The sequence below is a fragment of the Micrococcus sp. iso_229 genome (assembly GCF_058072725.1).
In genome coordinates, this window is sequence record NZ_JBYRDV010000002.1 from 50,200 (window position 1) to 73,530 (window position 23,331).

Genomic DNA, 23,331 nt, shown 5'->3' on the forward strand with positions numbered 1-23,331 from the left:
GGGATTATAATGCCTGGAAAAAAGTTTCCAGGCGGACGAAGCGTGCCAGTTTTTCTTCGGGAAGCGGGATCGACCGAAGTCAAAAAGATCTTCACAATATCCATTCTAAAAAAGGATGGAGGGATCATGATCTTCCCCGTCATGGACACCTGGGCAGATGTTACATACTCTCGTCTCGTGGTTCCGGAAGGTGGCGGTCTTTATTCTGACCCCTCATCGGAAATCGTCCGGAGCTCAGATGACCGGCCTAAACTCCATTACCACCGTTCCGGTATGACCTCGGTGCAACCCTCGAAGAAAACCGGCGGGCAGGATCGTAAAGTCGCCCGTCTGCCATCGATTGACATGGTGGACCGGGTACAAATTTTCTCGGCAATGATGAAGCTTCCCGTGCGTCTCCCCGCAGCATCGGACGCAGGCATTGGGATATACGTCATGGGAGACCTTATGATCGCTCAAAGCTTGGGCGTCTCCGGTGTGCTTTATCGAAGGGACAGTCTCAATGAGGTGCAGTTGCGCCAGTTGACCCTAGGGGAGCCAATTATTCAGTCTCCCAGTTGTGACTCCACGTTCATAATTGACTTGTCGGGCTATGGGTCCAACACTTTGCTCTGCATCAGCATGATTTTTTCCCCGACCCCGTTACCAGATACGGCTTCAGATTTTACCTTGACTTCATTTTTCCCCGCGATTATTCATGAGGCGGGTGCAGTCTGCATTCATGCGGGGGATGGTTCCCCGGTGCCAGGCCTCACTCATTCACCGCCGGAGCTCAAGGACATACTGCCGACAGAGTCAGGGGCCTATAAGGAGTCCCCACTGGAACGGGTAGCAAGGATTGCAGCTGGCGCAGATCGTTTGAACCGACAATCCAAAGCCGACCCGGCTGCACTTCCAGATCCCATCGATGGCATTTTGAGGCCTGTCCCGAGGGGGGTTTACAAGGGCGGCGCTTAGTCGGATCCTTAGGGCGCCCTCCTCACTTTCGTAGCGCAAGGAGGGTGCCCCGGCCGGGTCTCAGTCTGTCTGCTGTGAGGTGGCCTCTGCCTGGTCCCCAGAGGGGTGCCGGCGGTGAGACGGGTGGATGCTGGCCTGGGCGATCTGAGTGAGCTCTTCGGCCGAGAGCTTGAGCCGGCCGCGGTAGTCACCCGGGCGGCGGGTGGCCATGATCGTGCTGTACTCGTTCAGCATGCGGCGGTAGGCGCCGAGCATGGGCACGTGTGAGTTTCCCCGGTCGCTTGCATTGAACTGCTCCTGCAGGTCTGTCCACCGGCCATCGTTCATGAGGAACTCGGTGTACTCCGCCATCTGTGCTTCCAGTGGCTCGTGGAAGTCGAAGCCGCGGAAGACGAGGTTGTACTCGATCTTGGGATCGAGGCTGACCTCTTCCTTATCCAGCCGGGCTCGGCTGGCGGTGATGACGCGGAACATGTCGAGGATGTCCATCAACAGGGTCGAGTCGGGTTTGGAGAGCTCGTGGCTGAAGCCGGCCACCTCCGTGTGGTACTCGCCCGTGTAGCCCTTCTCGAGCACTTCTGCCCGCCGCAGCTGGTACTCGCGGTCACCGTCGGGGCCGTTGGCGTCCTTGGGCAGGACGTTGGCCAGGATGCGATGAAGCAGGGCGAGCTGCTGGCGCTCGTGCAGAGGGATGGAGTCAGGGGGCGGAACTTCTCCCCCCAGCGTGTCACTGGGCCGCTGCGCTGAGGGCAGGGCCGTGTGCAGGGCGGCCCGGACGAACTCGCTCAGGGTCACCCCTTCGTCTTCGGCCGCTTGCTTCACTGTGACGTGCTCCTGGTCGGTCAGTCGGATGGTGATTGTGGGCATGATGCCTCCCTTGTTCATGTATGACGGTATTGTCGTACTGAAATACAGTATATCATAGGCGCTGAATCGGCGGGTGGGGTGGTGGGGCCACGACTGCAGCCGCCCGCCACTGCCTCCACTGCCCGAAGGGGCGGGGCATGATGGATCGATCACCGTCGAAAGGCCGGCCCTCATGCAGACCAAACCCCTGTCCTGGGACCAGATCCGGGCGAACGCTGCCGCGTTCGTGCACGAGTGGGCGGGGGAGTCCTACGAGCGGGGTGAGTCCCAGTCGTTCTGGACGGAGCTGTTCGCGGTCTACGGAATCCGTCGCCGCAAGGTGGCCCAGTACGAGAGCCGGGCGAAGAAGGCCGACGGCGGAGCCGGGTTCATCGACGTGTTTTGGCCCGGCATGCTCATCGCGGAGCAGAAGTCCCTGGGCAAGGACTTGGCGGCCGCCGAGGATCAGGCGCTGACGTACCTGGCGAACGTGCCCGACGCGGAGCAGCCGCGGTACGTGATCACCTGCGACTTCGAGACGTTCCGCCTGCGCGACCTGGACGCCCCGGCCGGGGAGGAGGCTGTGGTCGAGTTCCCGCTGGAGCAGCTGCCAGTGGAGGCCGAGCGGTTCGGGTTCATCGCCGGTTACCAGAAGCGCGAGTTCGGTTCGGCCGAGCAGGCCGCGGCGTCCGTGAAGGCCGCGCAGTTGATGGCTGACCTCTACGTGGAGCTCGAGGGCTCCGGGTACGACGAGCACGAGGCGTCGGTGTTTCTCGTGCGGACGTTGTTCGCGCTGTTCGCGGACGATTCGGGTCTGTGGGAGCGGGATCTGTTCTTGGAGTTCATTCAGACCCGCACCGCGGAGGACGGTTCGGACCTGGGCGCGCAGTTGACCGCGCTGTTCCAGGTGCTGAACCGTCCGGTGAACAAGCGCATGGCCGGCACGGACGAGCTGATGCTGCGCTTCCCGTACGTGAACGGGTCCGTGTTCGGGGAGTCCATCTCGATTCCATACTTCAACGCCTCCATGCGACAGAAGCTGATCGAGGCGTGCCTGTTCAACTGGGGGTCGATTTCGCCGGCGATCTTCGGGTCGCTGTTCCAGGCGGTGAAGTCGAAGGAGGCGCGCCGGGAGCTGGGGGAGCACTACACGACCGAAGAGAACATCCTGAAGCTGATCGGCCCGTTGTTCCTGGATGAGCTGCGCGCGGAGTTCGTGAGGAGCATCCACGACCGCGCCGCCCTGGGCCGGCTGCACGAGCGACTTGGGCAGCTGCGGTTCTTGGACCCGGCGTGCGGATGCGGGAACTTCCTGATCGTGGCCTACCGGGAGCTGCGTGCCCTGGAGTTGGAGATCTTGGTGCGCCGGCAGGAGCTGTCGAAGAAGCGCTCCCAGACGGCGCTGGTACTGGATGAGGACGAGACGGTGAAGGTGCGCATGCCGCACTTCCACGGGATCGAGCTGGAGGAGTGGCCGGCGACCATCGCCCGGACGGCGATGTTCCTGGTGAACCACCAGGCGAACCAGGACATGTCGTTGAAGATCGGCATCTCCCCGGAGCAGCTGCCCCTGTCGGAGTCGGCGCACATTGTGGTCGGCAACGCGCTCGAGCTGGACTGGAACTCGGTTCTTCCGGCGTCGGAGGACGTGCGGGTGATGGGCAACCCTCCGTTCATCGGGGCACGATTGATGACGGCCGAGCAGAAGGCTGAAACGAACGCGTTGTGGCCGCGTGGCAAGGCTGGGCTTCTGGACTACTGCGCGGGCTGGTACGCCAAGGCCGCGGCCTACCTGGCCGACACCGAGCAGGCGAGCTTCGCGTTCGTGACGACGAACAGCATCACTCAGGGGCAGCAGGTGGCTGCGCTCTTCAGTGATCTGCTCGAGGACGGGTGGACAGTGCTGTTCGCGCATCGCACGTTCACTTGGACCTCTGAAGCGGCGAACGCCGCGGCCGTGCACTGCGTGATCGTCGGAATGGTCAAGGAGCGGCGCTCCTCGAGGCCGCTCTTCTCCTACCGGGCCGGCGCAGGGACACCGGAGATGCAGCCGGTGAGCCGCATCAACCCGTACCTGGTTGAAGGGCCTGACGTGTTTGTGCAGCCCCGAAGCAAGCCGCTCAGCACAGACCTTCCGGGGGCGGTGTTTGGGAGCATGGCCAACGACGGCGGCAACCTGCTCTTGGACACGGAGGGCCATGCCACCGCGCTGGCTGACGCGAGGGCCTCCAAATATGTGCGCCGATTCGTCGGCGCCCGCGAGCTCATCCACGACCTCGACCGTTGGTGCCTGTGGCTGGTCGACGTCGATGCCGATGATGTCGCTCGCTCTCCGTTCCTGCGCGAGCGCATCGAGCGGAATCGGGAGTACCGGGCCGCGAGCAAGCGCGCGGCCACGCGGAAGCTCGCAGCCACGCCGCACCTGTTTGGAGAACGCCGGGCTCCCTCCCAGGCGTACTTGTGCATTCCCCGCCACGTGTCGGAGAACAGGGCTTTCTTCACGGCCGCACGCTTCGATCCCGAGGTCATCGCGGGAGATGCAAACTTCGTCGTCCCGGACGAGGATGGCCTAGCCTTCGCAGTGATCTCGTCGTCGGCGTTCATCGCATGGCAGCGCATGGTCGGTGGACAGATCAAGTCGGACTTGCGGTTCTCGAACACGCTGGTGTGGAACACCCTGCCGTTGCCGGAGCTGTCCGAGACGGACCGGTCGAAGCTCATAACCGCAGGTGAGGGGGTGCTCGAGGCCCGCGCGTTGCACCCGGAGCGTTCGCTGGCCCAGCACTACAACCCGCTGGCGATGGACCCTGCGCTGGTGAAGGCGCACGCCGGGTTGGATCGCGTCATGGACGGCCTTCTCAGCCTGCCGGCGGGGGCGACCGAGAAGGACCGTCAGACGCGCCTGATGGAGCTGTACGCCGAGCGCGCCTGAGCGCTCCCGGCGCGGAGATGGGTCAGCGTTCGAGGCCGCTGGTCTGTTCGGCTACGACCGCACACGCGGCGTGAGACAAACTGTCACCTATCCGTGTACCAGTCCCCTTAGGCTCAGCTGCGATGCGACTTCGCATCGCGTCATCCACTCGAGCAAGGAACTCGCCCATGTCACGACGCTCTCTGGCTTCTCTGGCCACTGCTGCTGTTTTCGTCGCCACCGCTGTCCTGGGGGGTGCGGGCCCGGCGGCGGCCGGCACCACGTACTCGGCCCCGTTGCGCACGGCTGTGGCGTCGTTGCCGGTGGCGGCGGAGAAAAATGCCGGCTATGACCGGGCCGCCCAGTTCGGGGACTGGAAGGATGCGAACAGGGACTGCCAGAACACGCGGGCGGAGGTGTTGATCGCGGAGTCCAAGACCACCCCGAAGTTCACGACGGCCCGTAAGTGCACGGTGGCCACGGGCAAGTGGGTGAGCAGCTGGGATCTGCGCACGCACACGTCTGCATCGACGCTGCAGATCGATCACTTGGTGCCCGTGCATGAGGCGTGGGGCTCGGGAGCTCGGTACTGGACCAAGGCCAAGCGGGTGGCGTTCTACAACGACTTGGGGGATGACCGGTCGCTGAACGCGCAGACCTCGGCGTTGAACTCGGCCAAGCAGGCCCGCGGTCCGGAGCAGTGGCTGCCGCCGAAGAACCAGTGCAAGTACATCGCTGACTGGACCGCGGTGAAGATCCGCTGGGGGTTGAAGGCTGACGCCACGGAGAAGGCGTTCTTGGTGAAGAAGGCCGCCTCCTGCACGAACACCACCCTTAAGGTGACCCGGTACTGAGGCTGCGCGGCCGCAATGGCGCCCATCCCCTAGACGTTGACGGCTGCGGGTGTGGGCATTGGTCTGTCCGGGGGGCTGGTTCGAGGACTTGTGCTCGTACCCATGTCTGTCACGGCCACCCCTGAGATCCACAAGCGAATCGTGGGCGTGTTGCGCTTTTACCTGCGCGGCGAGGACGACTGAAACGGCGCCGAACTACCTGAACGGAGAACGACCATGACCGAGAGCACGGGTCTTGAACACGTGGCGCTGAGTCCCGGGTAGACGCCCCGACACACCCGCGTCCTCGAGAGGGGGTGCTGAGGATGTCGCGCGCACCGAGGCGCAGGAGCGGATCGCTGAACGTGGTCGATTGGGTGCTGGGGGTGTGCGGAGTGGTAGCTGCTTTCCGCGCTGTGGTTGCCCAAGATCGAGCACCACGGCCCGCTGACCCACTGCCCGATGATGTGGTGGCTGCTCGCGCGAAGGAGCTGCAAGAGAAGTGGGCGAGGAAGGGGAGATACAGAGCGGCGGTTATCACGTTGTTGGCCTCCGTGATAACGGCGGGGGGTGCTCTGCTGGCGGCGGCTGGCGCGACCGCCGACGAGCCTGCATGGGTAAAGGAGTCTGCTGTCCTTGCGGTCTTGGCGGCAACCAGCTTGCGGGTGCTGGCGAGTCTTCGCCCTACGGGATGGAAGCGGTTTCCGTGGTCCGCATGGGCGACGATCCTTTACGGGTCTCTGTGGCTACTGGTGATGGGCCTTGCGGCGGAGATGTGGTCTGCTCCGGGCTACATCCTCAGTACTCTCACTCCGTTGTTTCTGCTCGTCGCGGTGGTAGTGCAGGACAAGGCAACCATGAGGGGCCAGGCAGACGCTCCCGAGACCTTTCGAGAGATGATGGTGGATGCCATTCCGCAGAAGTGGCGGGACTAGGGCGCGGTCAGCACGGCGCCTGCGTGCGCGGGCACCAGCCCGTGGGCGGCGGCGTACTGGAAGCGCAGCATCTGGGCCAGGTGGGCCTGGGCTTGCATGAACGCGAGGACCTGAGCGGCGTCGGGCCGGTAGGCGGTGCCGTCGGCGGTCTGGGCGCGCACCATCTCGGGACGGTCGTGGGCGACCCAGCGGGCCACCTCGGAATCTGTGGACGGCAGGGACGTGGTCATCCGCCCTTGCCAGGACACCTGGATCATCAGGGACACCTCCACCCTTACGTTGATCTGACGTCAACATACTAGGTGGGCTGGCAGGTGGAGGGCAACAAGCTCTGGGCGCGCGAAAGCGCCCCGCGAGGTTCCTGCGACTGTCAGATCAACGGGAAAGCGGGGCGCTTCTGGGGTCGAGTCTAGGCGATCGGCGCCACAGGCGGGAAGGCGTCCGGGGTGTCGATGAACCGCTGTAGCACCTGGCAGCAGTGCCACCAATGGCAGGCTGCGGTGCTCGCATGTGCGCGCTCGCTGTCGGTCACCACCTCGCTGGCCTCGGCCAGGGCGGCCTCCAGGTGCTCGACCTCGATACTCATGGCTCCTCCGATCCGCGGGTGTCCTTCACCGTGGATAAGGCCGTCGCGCGGCCGTGATGTCCCTTCTGGGCGCCAGGCAGAGCGAAGCCCTCCCGGCGCGGAGGGGGGATGGCCAGGAGGGCTTCTAAGTCGCAGGCCCTACGGGATGGGCTCACGTTCGACCTGTGCAAACCGTAGCAGGGGCAGTGGTGACGGGGGGAAGGTTGTGGATAAGGGTTGCGGGGGTATGGAATGACGCGTATGGTTTGACGTGTATCGCTAGACCTACGTGAGGTGATTCTGTCGCCTCCAGATTGAGAGAGCACCCCCATGACCACCTTCTACTACTCCGTCAACGAGATGGCTCGGCAAGCCGGCTTCACCTCGCCCTCCACCTGGACCCGCATCAAGAACGACCTGCGCGCCCCCGACGCCGTCATGGTCAGCAAGATCCAGGGCGCCGGCTGGACCCTGGACAGCTGGGAGGACGCCGCCAACAACGAGCTGCACACCCGTCGCGAGCCCCTGATGAAGGCCATCACTCGCCTGCGCCTCGAGGAGGAGGCCCTGCGTCAGGAGTACGGCGTGACCGACCAGGACGAGCCGGCCGACCAGAAGGCGGAGGGCTGAGCCATGAACGCTATCGAGCTGAAGTGCCGCCGAGAGGCCCTCGGTCTGTCCCGCGACGCCCTCGCCGACACCCTGGGTGTCGCGGAGAAGAGCATCACCCGCTGGGAGTTCGGCAAGAACCCGCCGCGGGACTGGTCCTGGATCGACTCGGCCATGACCCGCCTGGAGGACTACCGCGAGCGCCTCGTGGAGGAGCTGATCGCCGAGACCTTGCGCGTGCATGAGCAGGCCGGTGCCGCGCTGATGTTGACCTACGCTTCCCGCGGTTCCTTCTACAGGTGGTTGCCGGAGATGGAGGAGCCGGACATGGGTGATGGCATCGAGGTGATTCCCGTGGAGCTGCACCGGGCGGCTACCGCCGAGGCCGCGCGCCGGCTGCGGGTGAGCCATGGGCTGCACGCCGTGATCGAGGCTGTGCCCACTCCGCAGGAGGGTGAGGGGGCGGGCTCGTGAGCGTGCGTCGATGGGTCTCGAGCGTCGTCGCCGTGGTGGCCGCTCTGGGTGTGGTTGGCGCCGTCGGGGGTGGACATGTGCAGGGGGTCCAGGTGCCAGAGGTGAAGCTTCCCAAGGTGGCGTTGCCCAGCGGAGTGGAGCTGCCCTCACTCGGCGACACGTCCCCGACGCCGGCGGCCGGCCCGGTCGGGGGCCAGCTCGAGCAGCTGGCCCTGACCTCCGCGGCACCGGCCAGCGCCTACACGCGAGACGCATTCGGCCAGCGCTGGGCGGACGTGGACCGCAACGGCTGTGACACCCGCAACGACGTGCTGCGGCGCGACCTGACACAGGTGCAGATCAAGCCCGGCACGCAGGGGTGCAAGGTGCTCTCCGGCCAGCTCGTGGACCCCTACAGCGGCGCTACGATCCCCTTCTCCTCCCAGGACTCCCAGGCCGTGCATATCGACCACACGGTCTCCCTTGCCGATGCCTGGGCCTCCGGGGCGTGGGCGTGGGACGAGTCCCAGCGCACGGCGTTCGCCAACGACCCGGCGAATCTGCTGGCCGTGGATGGGCCGGCGAACACCTCGAAGTCGGATGCGACCGCGGCGGACTGGCTGCCGGACACCGTTGCGGGCCGATGTGAGCTCGTGGAGCACCAGGTGGTGGTGAAGGCCAAGTGGGGGCTGAGCGTCACCGAGCGCGAGCGCGCGGCGATGCGCAGGGTGTTGGCCTCCTGCCCGTCTGGGTGAGCGAGGCCGTAACGTGTCCGGGGGGTGGGTGACCATGCCACTGAACGGATGGACGATGCTGGCGCAGGAGGAGGTGCGAGCGATGACGACTACCACGGGTACCGACCTGGTCCCGAGGCTGCGCGCGTTCAAGCACCGCCTGGACCCCAACCCCGCCCAGGCCACCCTGCTGGCCCAGTACGCCGGCGCCGCGCGCGTCGCCTACAACATGCTCACCGCCCACAACCGGGCCGCCCTGGCCGCCAGTGCCGCCCGTCGCACCGAGCTGGCCGAGACCGGGCTGGCCGGCCCCGAGCTGGCCGCACGCATGAAGGCCGAGCGCGCCGCCGACCCCACCCTCCGCGTGGCCAGCTACCAGTCGTACTCCACGACCCACCTGACCCCGCTGATCCGCCGCCACCGCGAGGCCGCCGCCGCGATCGCCGCAGGCGCCGACCCGGCCGAAGCATGGACCGACGAGCGATACGCCGAGCCCTGGATGCACACCGTGCCCCGCCGCGTCCTGGTCTCCGGCCTCCAGAACGCCGCGAAGGCCACCGAGAACTGGATGGCCTCCGCCTCCGGCACGCGCGCCGGCGCGCGCGTCGGCCTGCCGCGGTTCAAGAAGAAGGGCCGGTCCCGGGACAGCTTCACCATCCCCGCCCCCGAGGTCATCGGCGCCGCGGGCACCCCCTACAAGCGCGGCGAGCCCCGCCGCGGGGTGATCACCGACCACCGGCACCTGCGCCTGGCCTCCCTGGGGACCATCCGCACCTACGACAAGACCAGCCGCCTGGTCCGCGCCTGCCGCCGCGGCGCCCAGATCCGGTCCATGACCATCTCCCAGGCCGGCGGACGGTGGTACGCCTCGATCCTCGTTGCCGACCCCACCCCCATCCGGACCGGGCCCAGCCGTCGCCAGCGCGCCAACGACGCCGTCGGCGTGGACCTGGGCGTCAAGCACCTGGCCGCCCTCTCCACCGGCGAGGTCATCGACAACGGCCGTCCCGGTGCCCGCCAGGCCGCCCGCCTGACCCGCCTCCAGCGTGCCTACGCCCGCACCCAGCCCGGCTCGAACCGCCGCGAGCGCGTGCGCCGGCAGATCGCGGCACTCCATCACGGGATCGCCCTACGTCGGGCGGGGCTGCTGCATCAGGTGTCCACGAGACTGGCGATGGACTTCGCGGTGGTCGCCCTGGAGGACCTGAACGTGGCGGGGATGACCCGTTCGGCTCGCGGGACGCTCGAGGCGCCGGGTAGGAACGTGGCCGCCAAGTCCGGGTTGAACCGGGCGATCCTGGATGCCGGGCTGGGGATGCTGCGCCGGCAGCTGGACTACAAGACCTCCTGGGCAGGGTCCCAGGTGAAGATGATCGACCGATTCGCGCCCTCCTCGAAGGCGTGCTCGCGCTGCGGGACAGTCAAATCCACGCTGTCCCTGGCCGAGCGGACCTTCGAGTGCGAGGCCTGCCACCTGGTGATCGACCGCGACGTGAACGCCGCGATCAACATCCGGGCGTGGGCTGTGCAGGAGGAGCGTGGAGCAGGGGTCGGGCTCGCCCGAGGCCGTCGGGAGAGTCGAAACGGACGTGGAGCTGCTGTCTCGGGCCCGCCATCTGGCGGGGCCGCGGGGCAGGGGCGTGGAAGCGTCAAGCCCGCACCCCAGGGTGTGGGCATGTCCAGCCGGGCAACTGGCTGGTCATCCCAACCCCCCTCAACCGAAGGGGAAAGCGCAGAGCGCGGAGCATCCGCCCTAGCCAGGTAGTGGAAGCCCCGCGCACGCAGGGATGAGCCCAGGGGAACAGGGGAACAAACACTCGCTCACCGGGGAAGCCCCGCGCACGCAGGGATGAGCCCTACGTCAGCCAGATCATGCAGCTCGCCCAAGCGGAAGCCCCACGCACGCAGGGATGAGCCCTTGCACCCCTCCCCCGTTAGAGGGTGGAACAGGGAAGCCCCGCGCACGCAGGGATGAGCCCACGAACGTGTTGCGCTCGCCCTCGTGGACCTGGGCGACCCCGTGCACGCAGGGATGAGCCCCAGATGGCGGCCTTGAATCGGATCGAATACCGGGAAGCTCCGCCCGCGCAGGGATGAGCCAGACTCCCAGGGGCATTCACGGCTCCTGGGTTGAGCTGTCGTAGGGATCTGGGCTGGTCCCCGGTTCTTCCTAGACGCCAGCCAGTGCTCGTGACAGCTGCGGGTGTCGTGGAGGTGCTGCGGGGACGTGTCGCGGTGTCCGCGGGATGCTCAGCTGGTGGGCTCGGGGACGGTGGCCTCGCACTGGACCATGGGCATGCCCTTGGGGTCGCCGGTCTGGGCGTCCAGGGGGGCGGTGGTGCCGTCGGCGATGATCTCGCAGTGCAGGTCGCCGGCGGCGGGCAGCTGCGGGACGTTGGCGATCACCTGGATCTTTTCACCGGGCTTGGCCTGGGTGCGCAGGGTCAGGGGGGTGGTGCCGGCGGGCTCGGCGGGGATGGTCTCGTTGGTGTGGGTGTCCGCGCCGGTGCCGCCCACGAAGAGGTTCACGCCGCCGCGGGCTGCCGTGGTGGTGGTGCCGTCGCGGGGGATCCACTGGATGCGGATCTGCACGTCCACGGGCTTGGCGGGGGCCGAGCTGGAGGGACGTGTCGTGGGGGTGGCCGAGCTGGCGGCCGCAGTGGGTGCCGTGGTGCTGCTCGCGGCTGCCGTAGGGGCCGCGCTCGCGCTCGTCGACGGGGCAGGAACAGGTGTGGCGGTGCACCCCTGGAGGGCGAGGCCGGCCAGGGCCAGGGGGAGCAGGATCAGGGGGCGGGTGCGCATCAGGGGGTCTCCTTCGGTGCGGGGCGGATCAGGCGTCCAGGATGGTGATGGTGGCCCCGGGCTCCAAGCGCTCGAGGTCGGCCGCGGTGAGGACCGCGAGGTTGTGCTCCAGGCTCGCCTCGCGGACGTCGCCGGTGTCGGGGAGGCGGCAGGCGCGGTGCAGGGACTGCTCCAGCGCGGTGATCGCGGACGGGTCGGCGTGGCGGCCGTGGCGGATCAGGCCGCCGACGGTGCCCTCGAAGGACTCTTCGGAGCCGTGGGGGGTGATCGGGATGCGGGAGCGGGCGTTCAGGGGCATGGGGTCTCCTGGGGGCGTGGAGGTCGTGATGGTCATCCTGCCCGCCCTCCCGCCGGTGTGGCGGGAGGGCGGGGGAGGATCAGCGGATCACCAGGACGGGGCCGGTGATGATCTCGCGGGCGTCGAAGCCGGCGTCGTGGATCATCTCGGTGGCCGTGGAGTTGAACGGGCGGGAGGAACTGTGGCGGGCGTCGGCCCAGAGCGACCAGTCGCCGTCCATGCCGTCGTAGTCGCCGGGGTTGTAGATCTCAGCGGTGGCGCCCAGCAGGCGGTCGACGTCAGCGGGGATGGTGTGGAGCTCGACGTCGGCGGTGGTGCCGTCGGGGTGGATCATCGTGGCCTTGGTCATCGGAGTCCCTTTCGTCGGGGGTGCGGGGGTCCGGATAACCCCTGCTGATGTGTATAACCATACACGCGCAAGAGGGACGGAGCAACAGGGGCGTGGGATTCGTGGGTGGCCCCGGTGCGGCCGGGGCGGGCGGGCCGCGGGGCCCGCCCGCCCGTGGGGCTCAGTCGTCGAGGCCGAGCCGCTCGCGCAGAGCCTTGGTGGGGGGCAGGTAGGTCTCCCCGTCGTCGGCCAGGTCGCCGGTGATCAGCACCGGGCCGACGATGACGTCGTCCGGGGCGAGGATGGTCAGCTCGTGGACGATCCGGTGACCCTTGGAGTTGACCGGCAGGCCGGCGATCTTGCCCTCCTCGTTGAGCCAGATGGTGTGGTCGCCATCGTCGGAGGACAGGGCCTCCACGTAGCCGCCGACGTGCTGCTGGAAGTCCTTCAGGCCGTTGACCTGCTCCTCGGTGACGTCGCCGGTGGGGGTGATCAGGATTGCGTTGGCCATGATGGCTGTCCCTTCTATGGGGTGCGGGGATCCGGGTGATCCCTGCTGGTGTGTCTAACCATACACATATGCGGGCGGATTTGCAACACCCTGCATCGCATCAGCCGCCGGCTGTGCGACGGATGCAGCCGGCCCTGCATCTCCGCGACACGTCCCCGGGGTGCCGCGAGCGCGGGGCCAGGGTGGGCCCCGCGCTCGCGGGTGGGGGGTCAGCCCAGGGCGGTACCGAGCTCGTGGTGGGCGACCCTGTCCAGGGCCGCGACCAGCTCGGGGTGCAGCTGGGTGAGGACCTCCACGGCGCGGCGGCCGCGCGGCTCCTCACGCAGTGCCTGCTACTGCTGGGCCGCCGTGTAGGCGTGGTCGCCGCGGCGCACGCTCGCGGGCCGGTAGGGGTCAGCGGGCGGGGTTCAGGATGGACTCGGGCAGATGGAAGGGTGGCTGGTGGGTGCTGACGGCCTCGGCGGGGTCCTGGCGCATCATGCCGTGGGCCCAGCCGCTGAGGTCCCATCCGAGGTAGCCGGGGCGGCCGCCGGCGAGCAGGCGCAGGGGACCGAGGCGGCGGTGACGGTGGGCGGTGCGGGTCAGCTCGGCGAGGACTCCGGCGGGGACGTGGGTGTCCAGGCATCGGCAGGCGATCAGCGCGTCCGGGTCGATCAGAGCGGAGTCCACCACGGGCGGGCGGACGGTGGCGGCGATGTTGGGCAGGCGCAGGGTCGAGTCGGCCAGGTGGAGGTAGACCAGCTCGTCGTCGGCCTCCACGGCCACCGGGTGCAGGGTGCGCTCGGGCAGGGCGCGCAGGGTCTTGATGAGGTGGTGGGCCTGGTCGGCGCGCAGCATGGCCCCGGACTCGAGGGGGCCGGTGCTGGCGTCGAGGGCGCGGGCGCCGGCGCGGGAGGTGTGGGTGCCATCGGAGCCGGTCAGCTCCAGGCACTGCTGGCGGGCGCGCAGGATCACCGCGGGCGTCGGGGTGCCGGGGGTGTGGGTGGCGGGCAGGCGGGTGGGCCAGGCGGCCAGGTCCAGGGCTCGGTACAGGTGGTCGGCGGTGGTGATGATGCCCATGGGGCTCCTCCTTGGAAGGGGTGCTGGGGGCTTCATGCCCCCTGCGACGTGTCCAACCATACACATGCAACGGCGGCCGCACAACATCATCCGCGAGCGCGGATCGGCGCGCCCCTGGTGGTGACGCGGAGCGGGCGGGGACGTGTCGCGGTCCCCGGTAGCCGGCGGCAGCTCGAAGCAGCCGGCAGCTCGTCTCCGCGACACGTCCCCCCGTCCCCGCCGGCGCGCGGCCGGCGGGGACGGGTGCCGGTCAGCCACGCGGGCTCACGTGGGCGGCGTGCGTGCGGCCCAGCGCCCAGTCGCCCAGGTGCCAGGCCAGCAGATCGTCGCGCTCGCGGACGGCCCAGGCGTCGAGGCTGTCCTCGGGGCCCATGGCCGGCCCGCCCGTGAGCAGGTCCAGGCACAGGCCGGCGTGGAGCCCCCACAGGGGGCCGGGGACGGCGCCGCCCGGGGTGCTCGGGGGCACCGGGCCGGCCATGTCGCGCGGACGAACGGCGAGCGTGTCCACCGGGGAAAGCGTGTCGGCCTTGTTGCTGGCGGAGGCGAAGATGACCCAGAGGTCGCGCACCAGGTAGACGCCGACGGCGTCGGCGCGCAGCTCCACGGTCTCGTAGGTGTCGTCGAGTTCGGCCAGGCGGGCCAGCAGGGTCTGGGTGCCGTGGAGCGAGAGCACTGCGAGCAGGGCCTCGTCGCCGGTGTCCGTGCGCGGGGCCGGGTCGGCGTAGGCGCGGGAGAAGCTCTCCCCTGCCGCGGAGTAGATCCGCAGGGAGCCGTCGGGCTGGAGGGCCAGGCCCACGCCGCCGGCGTCGGGGTCCGTGTCTGTGGCGGCCGCGCGGGCAGCCTGGGAGCCGGCGTAGAGCGCGCGGGCGAGGGTGGCGGGGCGGTAGAGCAGCTGGGACATCGGGGGCCTCCTTGGCCTCGGGGCGCGGGGGGCCTCGTGCCCTCTGCGATGTGTCTAACCATACACGTCCGGATGGGTGGGTGCAACACTGAAGCACAGCAGGTCTCCGCGACACGTCCCCCCAGGATCCCGGCCCGCGAGCGCGGGCCGGCTCAGAGGCCCAGGACTTCCAGCAGGGCGGCAGCGTCGGCGCGCGGGTCGCGCGCGGTCGTGGTGGTCTCCTCGTGGACGTCGTCGCCGCCGACCAGGGTCTGGTGCAGCTCGAAGCCGGCAGCGGTGGCGGTGACCGTGGCCCGACGGTGGAGCATGCAGAAGGCCTGGTGGATGGCCCACTCGGGCAGGCGCAGGGCCAGCGCGCGCAAGTGCTCGGCAGCCCGGATCATGTCCGCGCCCGGGGTCGCCGGGTCCAGATCCGCCGGCAGGCCGAAGGTGATCTCCCGCAGGCCCGGGTGCAGCTCGAGGATCTCCAGGTAGGCGTCATCGGCGGCGTCGCGGGCCTCGTCCGGGCCGGCGTCCTCAGCCTTCTCGTCCTCCAGTCGGGCGGGCCGCCAGGTGGCGGCCCGTCCGGGGTGTGTCAGGCGATGTAGACGTCGCCCTCGATGTAGCGCAGGCGCTCGCGGCCGTCGGGGCTGGTGAGGGTGTAGGCGTAGTGGGCCTCGTACTCGCTCACGGTCCATCCGGCATCGGCCAGCGCGCCGGAGAGGGTGTGGTCGGCGTTGGCGCCGGAGTAGAACGCGTCGCCGACAGAGCCGGGACCGTGGGGGTCGTACTGGTGCAGGACGTCGATAACGCCCTGGGCGGTGGTGGGCTCGTGCAGGCGCAGCATGGCCTCGGTGATGCGGATCTGGTCCCAGTAGTCGTCCATGGCGGTCTCCTTGGTCGGGGTGCCGGGGGCCTCGTGCCACCTGCGATGTGTATAACCATACACATCAAGTAAGGCGGATGCAACACCATCCGTGAGCGGCGTGCGTGTGGGGTCAGAGGGAATGGGTGGCGGCGTCATGGGCCGCGTGGAGAGCCTGCGCGCGCCCCACCTCCTGGGCTGCGCAGGCCGCGCGGGCGGCCGCGGCCTCCTGAGCCGCGCGCCGCTCCAGCAGCGCACGGGCGACGTCCTCGGCAGTGCCTTGCTGCCCGGCGTGCCACAGCACGCGCAGGGCCGGGACGCCGTCGACGTCGGGCAGGCTCGCCAGAGCGGAGTCGATCCGCTCGGGGGAGAGCGGGTCCTCCGGGCGCTCGCGGCCTTGGGCGACGGCGAGCTGGAGCGTCTGGCGGTAGTGATGCTCCCGCTCCAGGGTCTGGCCCCAGAGCACGGGCGGGGCCTCCACGGCGAGCCCGGACTCCTCCAGCCTCGTGCGGGCCCGTCCCGCCCGCGCCCGGTCCTGCGCTCGCAGGATGGAAGGGGCCAGCAACAGACCAGCTGCGGCCGTGAGCACCGCCCCAAAGACCTGGCTGATCGCCAGGCCGGCGGAGTCAGGGTGAGGTGTGGCGGACGCGGCGGTGGGGGGCGGGACCAGCACCACCCAGGCCAACGCCGCCACGAGCGGCACCACCAGGGCCAGAAGGTCGTGCCAGAGCGGTCTGGTCGGCGGGGCGGCCGCATGGACAGCGTCCAGCAGATCCTGGCCCTCGGGGGTCGCGGGGATGAGCCAAGTTCCGGCGGCGGTGTGGTGGGCGGTGATGGGGGTGGGCATGAGGACTCCATCTCGGTAGGGGCGCCGGGGTCAGCGCCCGGGGGCATCTACCGGGGATAAGGCCGCGATCGGCCCCGCATGTCCCCCCGCACGGCAGAGAAGCCGGCGGGGACGGGGGCGCGGTCAGGGCGGGGACGTGTCGTGGTCCTCGAGTGCCGGCAGCAGCTCGATGCAGCCGGCAGCTCATCTCCGCGACACGTCCCCGCCCCGCCCTGGCCCGACCGCGAGCGCGGGGCGCGCGGCCGGGCCGGGGGTGCGGTGGGGATCAGGGCAGGTAGAGGACGGCGGCGTCGTGCCGGGCGGCGAGTCCGGCGTGCTCGTCGGCCAGGTCGCGCGGGCGGGTGCGGTGGCGCGGGGGCGTGTAGAGCCGCCCGTGGGCCCAGTCGCCGATGCTCCAGTCCGTCAGGGCCGGCTGGCCGGGGACGGTGTAGAGGCGGGGGCTGGAGGCCAGGTGGGCGCTTGCGCCCAGCAGGGACGCGAGGGTGCCCGCGTGCGTGGGGGCCGGAGAGGGGATCAGCTGGTCCGCCTGCGGCAGGGGGAACGGGCCCGAGGGGGCGCTGGCCCCCTCGGGGGTGGCGGTGCGGTAGACGCGATGGCGGTAGGCGTGGCCGGGGCGGTCCGGGTTGTGCACCTTCAGGAACAGGCAGGGGGCATGCATGGCCAGGTGTGCCGGGTAGGTCCCGGGCAGGCTGTCCAGCTCGTGGCTGAGGAGCAGGGCGTCCGGGAAGGACAGGGCCACCGGGGCCAGGCCCTGTCCGTGGGTGACCGGCTCGCAGGGAGCGTAGGCGCGCGCCCACTCCCGGGGCCGGCAGACGGTGAGGCGGTAGCCGGCATCGGTCAGCTCGAACCAGACGCGCCCGTGCGTGCGGGCGTGGTCGCTGGCCCAGCCCAGCGTCGCCAGGGCCGCGTGGAGGGCCTGGCGCAGGGATCGGATCGTGGTGGTGGGGTTGTTGATGATGCTCACGGGAGCCTCCTTGGAAGGGGTGCCGGGGGCCTCATGCCCCCCGCGACGTGTCCAACCATACACATACACCGACGCGCGCACAACCCCATCCGCGAGCGCGGGCCGGAGCGCCATCGGTCGTGTCACAGGAAGGGCGGGGACGTGTCGCGGTGCCCGGCAGCCGGCGGCAGCTCGATGCTGCCGGCAGCTCATCTCCACGACACGTCCCCCGGCGGCCGCGAGCTCGGGGGTCTCCCGCGCTCGCGGCCGCCGGGGGCTGGCGAGGTGGTCAGCGGCTCAGGCGCAGGCGGTCCACGTCATGGCAGGCCTCCACGGCGGCGCGGTCGTCGGCGGCCCTCCTGGCCAGGGTGGCGTGCTCGGGGTGGGCGGTGTTCGCGCGGGCCAGGGCCTCGGAGTCGGTGGCGATGCGCTCCAGCAGGTCCCGCCGCTGGCAGCTCAGCCGGATGGCCTCCTCCAGGGCCGGGACCAGGTCGGGGTGCGGCTCGTCGCGGCGGGCCAGGCGCTTGTAGCGGGCGCGCGCGGCGGCGGCGGGGGCCGCGAGGGCGTGGGCCTGGCGGCGCTGGTCCTTCAGAGTGGCCACAGCCTGGCGGCGCCGGGCGCGGTCGTCGCAGTCCTCGCCCCGCGGGTCGGGCTGGCACATCACGTCGCCGCACTCCGGGCAGGGATCGAAGGCGGAGGGCAGGGAGTCGAGGTTGAGAAGGTGGTGCTCAGGCATCGGAGGTGCCTCCTTGGTCGGGGTGCCGGGGGCCTCACGCCCCCCGCTATGTGTCCAACCATACACATACCACGGCGCGCGCACAACATCATCCGCGAGCGCAGGTCCACGCGCCCGTGGTCGTGACGCGGAGGGGGCGGGGACGTGCCGCGATCCAGGGGAGCCGGCAGCAGCTCGATGCAGCCGGCAGCTCAGCTTCACGACACATCCCCGGGATGCCGCGAGCGCGGGGTCTCCCGCGCTCGCGGCCTGCCGGTCAGGCGGTGGGCAGGGCGGCCAGGCTGTCGCGGTCGGCCAGGGCGGCGGCATCGCGGGCGGCCGGCGTGTAGCCGTCCAGGGGGGCGACGTAGGCGCGTCCGTGTGCCCAGGTGCCGATGCTCCAGCCGATCAGGTCCAGTGCGCCGGGCACGCCGTGGATCCGCTGGCGCAGGTAGCGGGTGCCGTGGAGGCGGCCGCCGCCGCTCAGCACGTCCATCAGCAGCCCGGGCAGGCCCAGGGTCGCGGGCAGGGCGGGCAGTTCGACGTCGGGGCCGGGGGCCTGGGGGATGGCGGGAGTGGGCACGCCGGGGGCGGCGAGGTTGGCGAACGTCCAGCGCTCGCGGCCGTCGACGACGTCGACGTGGACGCGGTCGGCGGTTGCGGTGACGTTGACGGGGGTCTCGGGCAGGGGGAGCGCGTCCAGGTGGCGCATCAGCTGGGAGACGTCCAGGGCGCACAGCGCCACCGGCGGCAGGCCCGCGAGCGCGGCGGGGGCCGGGCGGTCGGAGTCGGCGTAGGCGCAGGCGTAGGCGTCCTCGTGGGTGCTGATCACGCGCAGGGCGTTCTCCGGGAGCACCTCCAGGTGGACGGGGCCGCGGTGGGGGGAGACGCGGGCGGCGAGGGAGCCGGTGCTCAGGGCTGCGCGCAGGGAGCCGGCGGAATAGATGTGCTTGGACATGGGGGCCTCCTTGGCCGTCGGGGTGCCGGGGGCCTCATGCCCCCCGCGACGTGTCCAACCATACACAGTCAATGGCACGCGCACAACATCATCCGCGAGCGCGGGCCGGCGCGCCATCGGTCGTGTCGCAGGAAGGGCGGGGACGTGTCGCGGTCCTCGGGAGCCGGCAGCAGCTCGATGCAGCCGGCAGCTCATCTCCGCGACACGTCCCCACGCGGCAGCGAGCGCGGGACCCGCCCGCGCTTGCGGCCAGGGGCGACGACGGGGGCGGCGCGTGCGCGCCGCCCCCGTCGTGCTCAGTCGCCGTACACCTCGGCGGCGGGCATGCAGTAGGCCCAGCCGTCCCCGTACCACTGGTCGGAGATGGTGTAGGCCTGGCGGCCGCGCATGTCCTGGTAGCTGACGGTGTAGGTGCGGTGCTCGGGATCGACGGCGGTCACGACGCCGTCGTTGGAGCTGGAGCAGTTGCCCAGGTAGGTGCGGTGGTAGATGACCACCTCCTGGCCGATGTGCACGTTCTGGGAGGTGCAGATGGTGGTCTGGTCGGTGTCCATGTCGGGCCTCCTGGCCGCTCGGGGTGCAGGGGGCCTCATGCCCCCCGCGACGTGTATAACCATACACAAGCGCGGCCGAGCGGTCAACAGCGATTTGGGCAGCGCCCGCCCACGCGTGGGCCGGGCTACGCTGGCGGGCGTGCACCGTCGGGGCACCGTCTCCACGGACGACGGGGGGCCAGCGTTACGCGCTGGCCCCCCGGTCACGCTCAGCGGCCCTCAGTGGCCCTCGTGTGCTTGCCCCAGGCCCACGCCGGGTCGGTGGCCACGACGGCCACGGGCGTGGCCCGCGTCATCCGGCGCACGGCGCGCACGTGCGGGTGGTGCGGGGCGCATCGCTCGGCGAGGTTCAGGCGGTCATCGGCCACCGCTCCCGCGCCGCGGATCCAGGCCACGTAGGCCAGCACCGCCAGCGCCCCGGCGCAGGCGTGGCCCGGGCCGAGGGCCACGGCGGCGTTGAGCACCGTCTCGGCCTCCACGCTCGCCTTCCAGCGCAGACCGTGCGGGAACGCGCCCCGGGTGAAGTCCACCGCCTCCAGCCGGTTCGGGGCCGTGCAGGCCACCAGCGCCGCGATCAGGTACTCCGGGTCACGGTGGTTCAGGGTGGCCAGCACGACGGCGGCGGCCCCGGCGTCGTTCTGATCCTTCAGTAGGCGGTTGATGCCCTCGATCAGCGCCGGAGCGTCCGCGTGCATGTCCGTCAGCGTGGCCGCGTGAGCCGCCACGGCCTCCGTCAGGGCGTCCGACTCGCTCGGGGTGGCGGTGGGGTACTCGGCCCGCGCACCGTCGAGCAGGGCCAGGTGCAGGCCCAGCGTGGAGGTGCCCGGAGCGTAGGCCACGGCCTCGCCCGTGCCCAGGTTGGTGCACATGCGCCCGTCCACGTGGATCAGCCCCTCCACGCTCAGACCGTGGCCGGTCAGGATGGACTCCAGCTCGAGCCAGCGCAGGGCGCGGTCCTCCGGGCCGTAGCCGATCAGGAAGACGCGCGTGCAGTCGGCGCGGCGCATGCTGGCGGCGATCACTCCGGCCATGGTGGCGGGGGCGGCGACATCGTCAAGGCGCATCACCGGCCCCAGCCGCGAGCCCTTCAGGCCGATGGCCACCACGGAATCCGCGGGGGTGGACGGCAGGGCGGCGGCGGCGTAGTCGGTCAGATCGAGCGGGGTGCGGGCGGTCAGAGCATCCATCGTGTCCTCCTAGAGGGGTGCGGGGGGCCTGGTGCCTCCTGCTGAGTCAAACCATACACAAGGAAAGCCGGGAATGCAACGTTGAGCATGGCGGAGATATGGCGAACGTATGGCATGGCCCTGCCCCGCCGCGAGGCGGGGCAGGGAGTCGGAATCAGCGAGGATCGGAGGCCGGAGCGCGCCAGGCCGAGCGCGCGGCACGTGTTGTGCCGAGCACCAGGCGCGCGGTGACACGCGCGGCGGTGGTGAGCATCAGGGCGAGCACCAGCGCACACCACAGGGCGAAGGCGATCAGGGCCGGCGTGGACAGCGCGGGCACGTACACCGGCGCCAGCCCCCCGAACGCGGCGACGAAGATCAGGACGGAGCCGACGCACAAGGCGTGCCGGGCGACGAGAGCGCAGCGGTCGAGTCGGGCCGTCAGGGTGGCGCGGGTGGTGGGGCGACGGGTGCGAGCACGTTTCACGGTGTCCTCCTTGAGGGGTGCAGGGGGCCGGGTGCCTAGGCACCCGGCCCCCTGCACCCCAAGCCTTGGAGGCTCTCATGCTCACGTTCAACGCCCGCCAGCTGCTCCGCGGTCTCGATGTCGCTTCCTACCCCGCCCGCCTCGCCGACGAGCCGGTCGGGGCTCGCCTGACCACGGTCCCTCTGGAGGTGACCGACCAGGGCCTGATCGCCTACAGCACGGACCGCTACCAGCTCGCCCGCACGCTGACCGAGTACGCCCTGGAGGCGCCCGCGCACGGCGCGGGCCTGCCGCCGGTGCGCCTGCACCGCTCGGGCCTGAAGGTTCTGCTCCCGGTGCTCCGCGCCGCGAAGAAGGACGGCACGGTGGAGCTGACGGCCGACAAGGACACCGTCACGTTCACCGTCCACGCGGCGAACGGGCAGGTGCAGACGGTGCCGCTGAAGAACTACGCGGACGCGGACGAGTATCCGAAGATCGCTTCCCTGTTCCGCCTGCACACCCAGCCGCGGGGCGCGCTCGAGGAGGGCACGTTCACGGTCAATCCGAAGTACGTCAAGGCGCTGGCCGACGTGACGGCGCGGTACACCAGCGACGGTGAGGTGCTCACGTTCGACCCGGACACCAACCACGCGGGCAAGCCCGTCGCGTGGGTCCACGGCCAGTGGGCGCACGGCATTCTGATGCCGATCCGTCGGGATCAGCTCCCCACGATCGACGCCGAGTACGAGGGCGTGGGACGTCTGTTCCGCGCCGTGCCGCTGATGCAGTCCCCGGAGTCCGCCAGCGTGCGGGAGGGCTCCGCCGTGGAGCGGGCCAGCACCCGCGGAACCGCCGAGGCTCCGGCCACGGCCTGATTCCCTCTCCCTCTCGGCGGGGTCGTCGCACTGCGGCGGCCCCGCCGCTGACCGCCCGGGCCGCGAGCGCCCACACCCCCCGGTGGCCCCGCCCGCACGATGCGGGCGGGGCCGTCCGCCCGCGGCGGCTGCCGCTGTCTCCGCGGCACCACGAGCTCGCAGGGCGGCGCCGGCAGCTGGCTGCCCCTCCACGACACGTCCCCCGCCGGTCGCCGGCCCAGACATCGCCCCCACGGCGGGGCCCTGTCGTGCCGCCGTCTCCGCGCCCTCCCCCCTTGCTGAGCTTCCAGCCGTCGGCGGCCCCACGCGCTCTCGGCTGCTGGCCGTGAGGGCCCCGCTCCGGACCGTGTCGGGGAGATGACCCGGGCCCGCGGCTCCAGCTGCCGCGGCGGCCGGCAGCTCGAGCTGGCGCGGCCGGCAGCGTCCTTCCGCGACACGTCCCCGCCCGGCCCGCCATCCAGAGGCTGCTCGGCCTGCGGACTCCAAGCGCCCGTAGACCCAGGCCTCCCGCCACCCCGAGCACGCCAGTCGCGGCCGCGCACCGGCCGCACCCCGTGCCACCAGCCCCCACGCATCGCTTCCAGACCCCGCGGCGTGCCGGGGACATGCCCTGGATGCCCAGCTCCAGCAGCCGCGGCGGCCGGCAGCTCGAGCTCGCGGAGCCGGCAGCCTCCCTCCGCGACACGTCCCCGCCCTCCACACTCGCTCGCCACTGATGGCCGTGGGCACTGGGTCGCTCTCCCAGGTGCCAGTGGTGGTGTTCAGTAGACGCTAACCAACTGCCCTTCTTTGGCCTACTCTTCCCGGATTCGTGCGGGTTATCAGAGGTGCATTCACTAAACCCCTTCTGATTTGCTTTTCTGTCCCTCCTTTGCTATACTTGAAAGGCTGGGGAACTCCCGGTGCGCCCCGCGGAACTCGCCGCGCGGGTGCCTCACATAGAGAGGAAACGAAGCATGACCCATGGCAGAGTACGAGGCCGCTGCAGCGGCCTGACACGTGCACATCACGACCGTCACGAGACAGGGAGAGGCTCCTGTGAGAGTCAGTTAGGCACGCACCGCCCGTCCACCTTGAGCAGGTGGATCAGACGCATCAAGACAAACTCAATACTCATATTCATTTTCGTTTTTGCCGACCGCATGGTCGAAGTCATCGACACCGTAGAGGCTGCCGAGAAGGTTGCCGAGTGGCTTCATGCAGTCCCCTGGGAGGCGG

27 protein-coding genes are annotated in these 23,331 nt (G+C 70.1%); 9 read left to right on the forward strand and 18 right to left on the reverse strand.

What is annotated here, in order from left to right; genetic code table 11:
- The first annotated feature begins 126 nt into the window (after nucleotides 1–126).
- A complete protein-coding gene (locus AC3RKA_RS11465) occupies nucleotides 127–957 on the forward strand; it encodes a hypothetical protein (protein ID WP_127445826.1) in 831 nt (276 codons plus the stop codon).
- 60 nt (nucleotides 958–1,017) lie between these two features.
- On the opposite strand, the gene AC3RKA_RS11470 is transcribed toward AC3RKA_RS11465, so the two are convergent.
- Nucleotides 1,018–1,824 carry a YfbU family protein gene (locus tag AC3RKA_RS11470; protein WP_087114241.1) on the reverse strand — a complete coding sequence of 269 codons (807 nt, stop codon included), beginning with the start codon at nucleotides 1,822–1,824 and terminating at the stop codon, nucleotides 1,018–1,020.
- Between the two features lie 172 nt (nucleotides 1,825–1,996).
- On the opposite strand from AC3RKA_RS11470, the gene AC3RKA_RS11475 reads away from it, so the two are divergent.
- From AC3RKA_RS11475 to AC3RKA_RS11485, 3 genes are all read left to right on the forward strand, one after another.
- Nucleotides 1,997–4,735 carry a DNA methyltransferase gene (locus tag AC3RKA_RS11475; RefSeq protein WP_087114238.1) on the forward strand — a complete coding sequence of 913 codons (2,739 nt, stop codon included), beginning with the start codon at nucleotides 1,997–1,999 and terminating at the stop codon, nucleotides 4,733–4,735.
- Nucleotides 4,736–4,902: 167 nt separating this feature from the next.
- A complete protein-coding gene (locus AC3RKA_RS11480; protein WP_087114239.1) occupies nucleotides 4,903–5,568 on the forward strand; it encodes an HNH endonuclease family protein in 666 nt (221 codons plus the stop codon).
- Between the two features lie 449 nt (nucleotides 5,569–6,017).
- Nucleotides 6,018–6,482 carry a hypothetical protein gene (locus tag AC3RKA_RS11485; protein ID WP_069941825.1) on the forward strand — a complete coding sequence of 155 codons (465 nt, stop codon included), beginning with the start codon at nucleotides 6,018–6,020 and terminating at the stop codon, nucleotides 6,480–6,482.
- Here AC3RKA_RS11485 and AC3RKA_RS11490 read toward each other — a convergent pair.
- Nucleotides 6,479–6,739: a hypothetical protein gene (locus tag AC3RKA_RS11490; RefSeq protein ID WP_127435104.1), complete on the reverse strand. Its 261-nt coding sequence runs from the start codon at nucleotides 6,737–6,739 to the stop codon at nucleotides 6,479–6,481. The genes AC3RKA_RS11485 and AC3RKA_RS11490 overlap by 4 nt on opposite strands.
- A gap of 152 nt (nucleotides 6,740–6,891) precedes the next feature.
- Nucleotides 6,892–7,068, reverse strand: a complete 177-nt coding sequence (locus AC3RKA_RS11495; RefSeq protein WP_153239426.1) for a hypothetical protein — start codon at nucleotides 7,066–7,068, stop codon at nucleotides 6,892–6,894.
- Between the two features lie 309 nt (nucleotides 7,069–7,377).
- On the opposite strand from AC3RKA_RS11495, the gene AC3RKA_RS11500 reads away from it, so the two are divergent.
- From AC3RKA_RS11500 to AC3RKA_RS11515, 4 genes are all read left to right on the forward strand, one after another.
- Entirely contained in the window at nucleotides 7,378–7,677 is a 300-nt protein-coding gene (locus tag AC3RKA_RS11500; RefSeq protein ID WP_031943823.1) for a hypothetical protein, read from the forward strand.
- Nucleotides 7,678–7,680: 3 nt separating this feature from the next.
- On the forward strand, nucleotides 7,681–8,130 hold the full coding sequence (locus AC3RKA_RS11505; protein ID WP_119218018.1) for a helix-turn-helix domain-containing protein: 450 nt from the start codon (nucleotides 7,681–7,683) through the stop codon (nucleotides 8,128–8,130).
- A 101-nt stretch (nucleotides 8,131–8,231) separates the two neighbouring features.
- Complete coding sequence (locus AC3RKA_RS11510) at nucleotides 8,232–8,864, forward strand: HNH endonuclease family protein (RefSeq protein ID WP_238692754.1); 633 nt, start codon at nucleotides 8,232–8,234, stop codon at nucleotides 8,862–8,864.
- Between the two features lie 82 nt (nucleotides 8,865–8,946).
- Nucleotides 8,947–10,608, forward strand: a complete 1,662-nt coding sequence (locus AC3RKA_RS11515; RefSeq protein ID WP_410992435.1) for an RNA-guided endonuclease InsQ/TnpB family protein — start codon at nucleotides 8,947–8,949, stop codon at nucleotides 10,606–10,608.
- A 485-nt stretch (nucleotides 10,609–11,093) separates the two neighbouring features.
- On the opposite strand, the gene AC3RKA_RS11520 is transcribed toward AC3RKA_RS11515, so the two are convergent.
- From AC3RKA_RS11520 to AC3RKA_RS11590, 15 genes are all read right to left on the reverse strand, one after another.
- Nucleotides 11,094–11,645 (reverse strand): hypothetical protein, encoded by a 552-nt coding sequence (locus tag AC3RKA_RS11520; RefSeq protein WP_127435106.1) that lies wholly within the window; start codon nucleotides 11,643–11,645, stop codon nucleotides 11,094–11,096.
- 28 nt (nucleotides 11,646–11,673) lie between these two features.
- Nucleotides 11,674–11,943, reverse strand: a complete 270-nt coding sequence (locus AC3RKA_RS11525; protein ID WP_119218020.1) for a hypothetical protein — start codon at nucleotides 11,941–11,943, stop codon at nucleotides 11,674–11,676.
- Between the two features lie 79 nt (nucleotides 11,944–12,022).
- Nucleotides 12,023–12,292 carry a hypothetical protein gene (locus AC3RKA_RS11530; RefSeq protein ID WP_119218021.1) on the reverse strand — a complete coding sequence of 90 codons (270 nt, stop codon included), beginning with the start codon at nucleotides 12,290–12,292 and terminating at the stop codon, nucleotides 12,023–12,025.
- 160 nt (nucleotides 12,293–12,452) lie between these two features.
- The gene (locus tag AC3RKA_RS11535; protein ID WP_127435107.1) at nucleotides 12,453–12,782 is read right to left on the reverse strand and encodes a DUF3846 domain-containing protein; all 330 of its coding nucleotides are present in this window, start codon (nucleotides 12,780–12,782) and stop codon (nucleotides 12,453–12,455) included.
- 393 nt (nucleotides 12,783–13,175) lie between these two features.
- Complete coding sequence (locus tag AC3RKA_RS11540) at nucleotides 13,176–13,841, reverse strand: hypothetical protein (protein WP_119218023.1); 666 nt, start codon at nucleotides 13,839–13,841, stop codon at nucleotides 13,176–13,178.
- 250 nt (nucleotides 13,842–14,091) lie between these two features.
- The gene (locus AC3RKA_RS11545; protein WP_127435108.1) at nucleotides 14,092–14,742 is read right to left on the reverse strand and encodes a hypothetical protein; all 651 of its coding nucleotides are present in this window, start codon (nucleotides 14,740–14,742) and stop codon (nucleotides 14,092–14,094) included.
- Between the two features lie 152 nt (nucleotides 14,743–14,894).
- The gene (locus AC3RKA_RS11550) at nucleotides 14,895–15,125 is read right to left on the reverse strand and encodes a hypothetical protein (protein WP_087113807.1); all 231 of its coding nucleotides are present in this window, start codon (nucleotides 15,123–15,125) and stop codon (nucleotides 14,895–14,897) included.
- Nucleotides 15,126–15,316: 191 nt separating this feature from the next.
- Entirely contained in the window at nucleotides 15,317–15,607 is a 291-nt protein-coding gene (locus AC3RKA_RS11555; protein ID WP_087113805.1) for a hypothetical protein, read from the reverse strand.
- Nucleotides 15,608–15,719: 112 nt separating this feature from the next.
- Entirely contained in the window at nucleotides 15,720–16,433 is a 714-nt protein-coding gene (locus tag AC3RKA_RS11560) for a hypothetical protein (protein ID WP_087113804.1), read from the reverse strand.
- A 265-nt stretch (nucleotides 16,434–16,698) separates the two neighbouring features.
- Entirely contained in the window at nucleotides 16,699–17,397 is a 699-nt protein-coding gene (locus tag AC3RKA_RS11565; RefSeq protein ID WP_087114598.1) for a hypothetical protein, read from the reverse strand.
- Nucleotides 17,398–17,665: 268 nt separating this feature from the next.
- Entirely contained in the window at nucleotides 17,666–18,112 is a 447-nt protein-coding gene (locus AC3RKA_RS11570) for a hypothetical protein (RefSeq protein WP_087114597.1), read from the reverse strand.
- 256 nt (nucleotides 18,113–18,368) lie between these two features.
- Nucleotides 18,369–19,049 (reverse strand): hypothetical protein, encoded by a 681-nt coding sequence (locus AC3RKA_RS11575; RefSeq protein ID WP_087114596.1) that lies wholly within the window; start codon nucleotides 19,047–19,049, stop codon nucleotides 18,369–18,371.
- Nucleotides 19,050–19,345: 296 nt separating this feature from the next.
- Nucleotides 19,346–19,603: a hypothetical protein gene (locus AC3RKA_RS11580; protein WP_087114595.1), complete on the reverse strand. Its 258-nt coding sequence runs from the start codon at nucleotides 19,601–19,603 to the stop codon at nucleotides 19,346–19,348.
- 209 nt (nucleotides 19,604–19,812) lie between these two features.
- Nucleotides 19,813–20,790, reverse strand: a complete 978-nt coding sequence (locus AC3RKA_RS11585; RefSeq protein ID WP_087114594.1) for a DUF4192 family protein — start codon at nucleotides 20,788–20,790, stop codon at nucleotides 19,813–19,815.
- Nucleotides 20,791–20,944: 154 nt separating this feature from the next.
- Entirely contained in the window at nucleotides 20,945–21,256 is a 312-nt protein-coding gene (locus AC3RKA_RS11590; protein ID WP_087114593.1) for a hypothetical protein, read from the reverse strand.
- Nucleotides 21,257–21,333: 77 nt separating this feature from the next.
- Between AC3RKA_RS11590 and AC3RKA_RS11595 the strand changes: the two genes are divergently transcribed.
- Nucleotides 21,334–22,113: a hypothetical protein gene (locus tag AC3RKA_RS11595; protein WP_087114328.1), complete on the forward strand. Its 780-nt coding sequence runs from the start codon at nucleotides 21,334–21,336 to the stop codon at nucleotides 22,111–22,113.
- Nucleotides 22,114–23,331 lie beyond the last annotated feature (1,218 nt).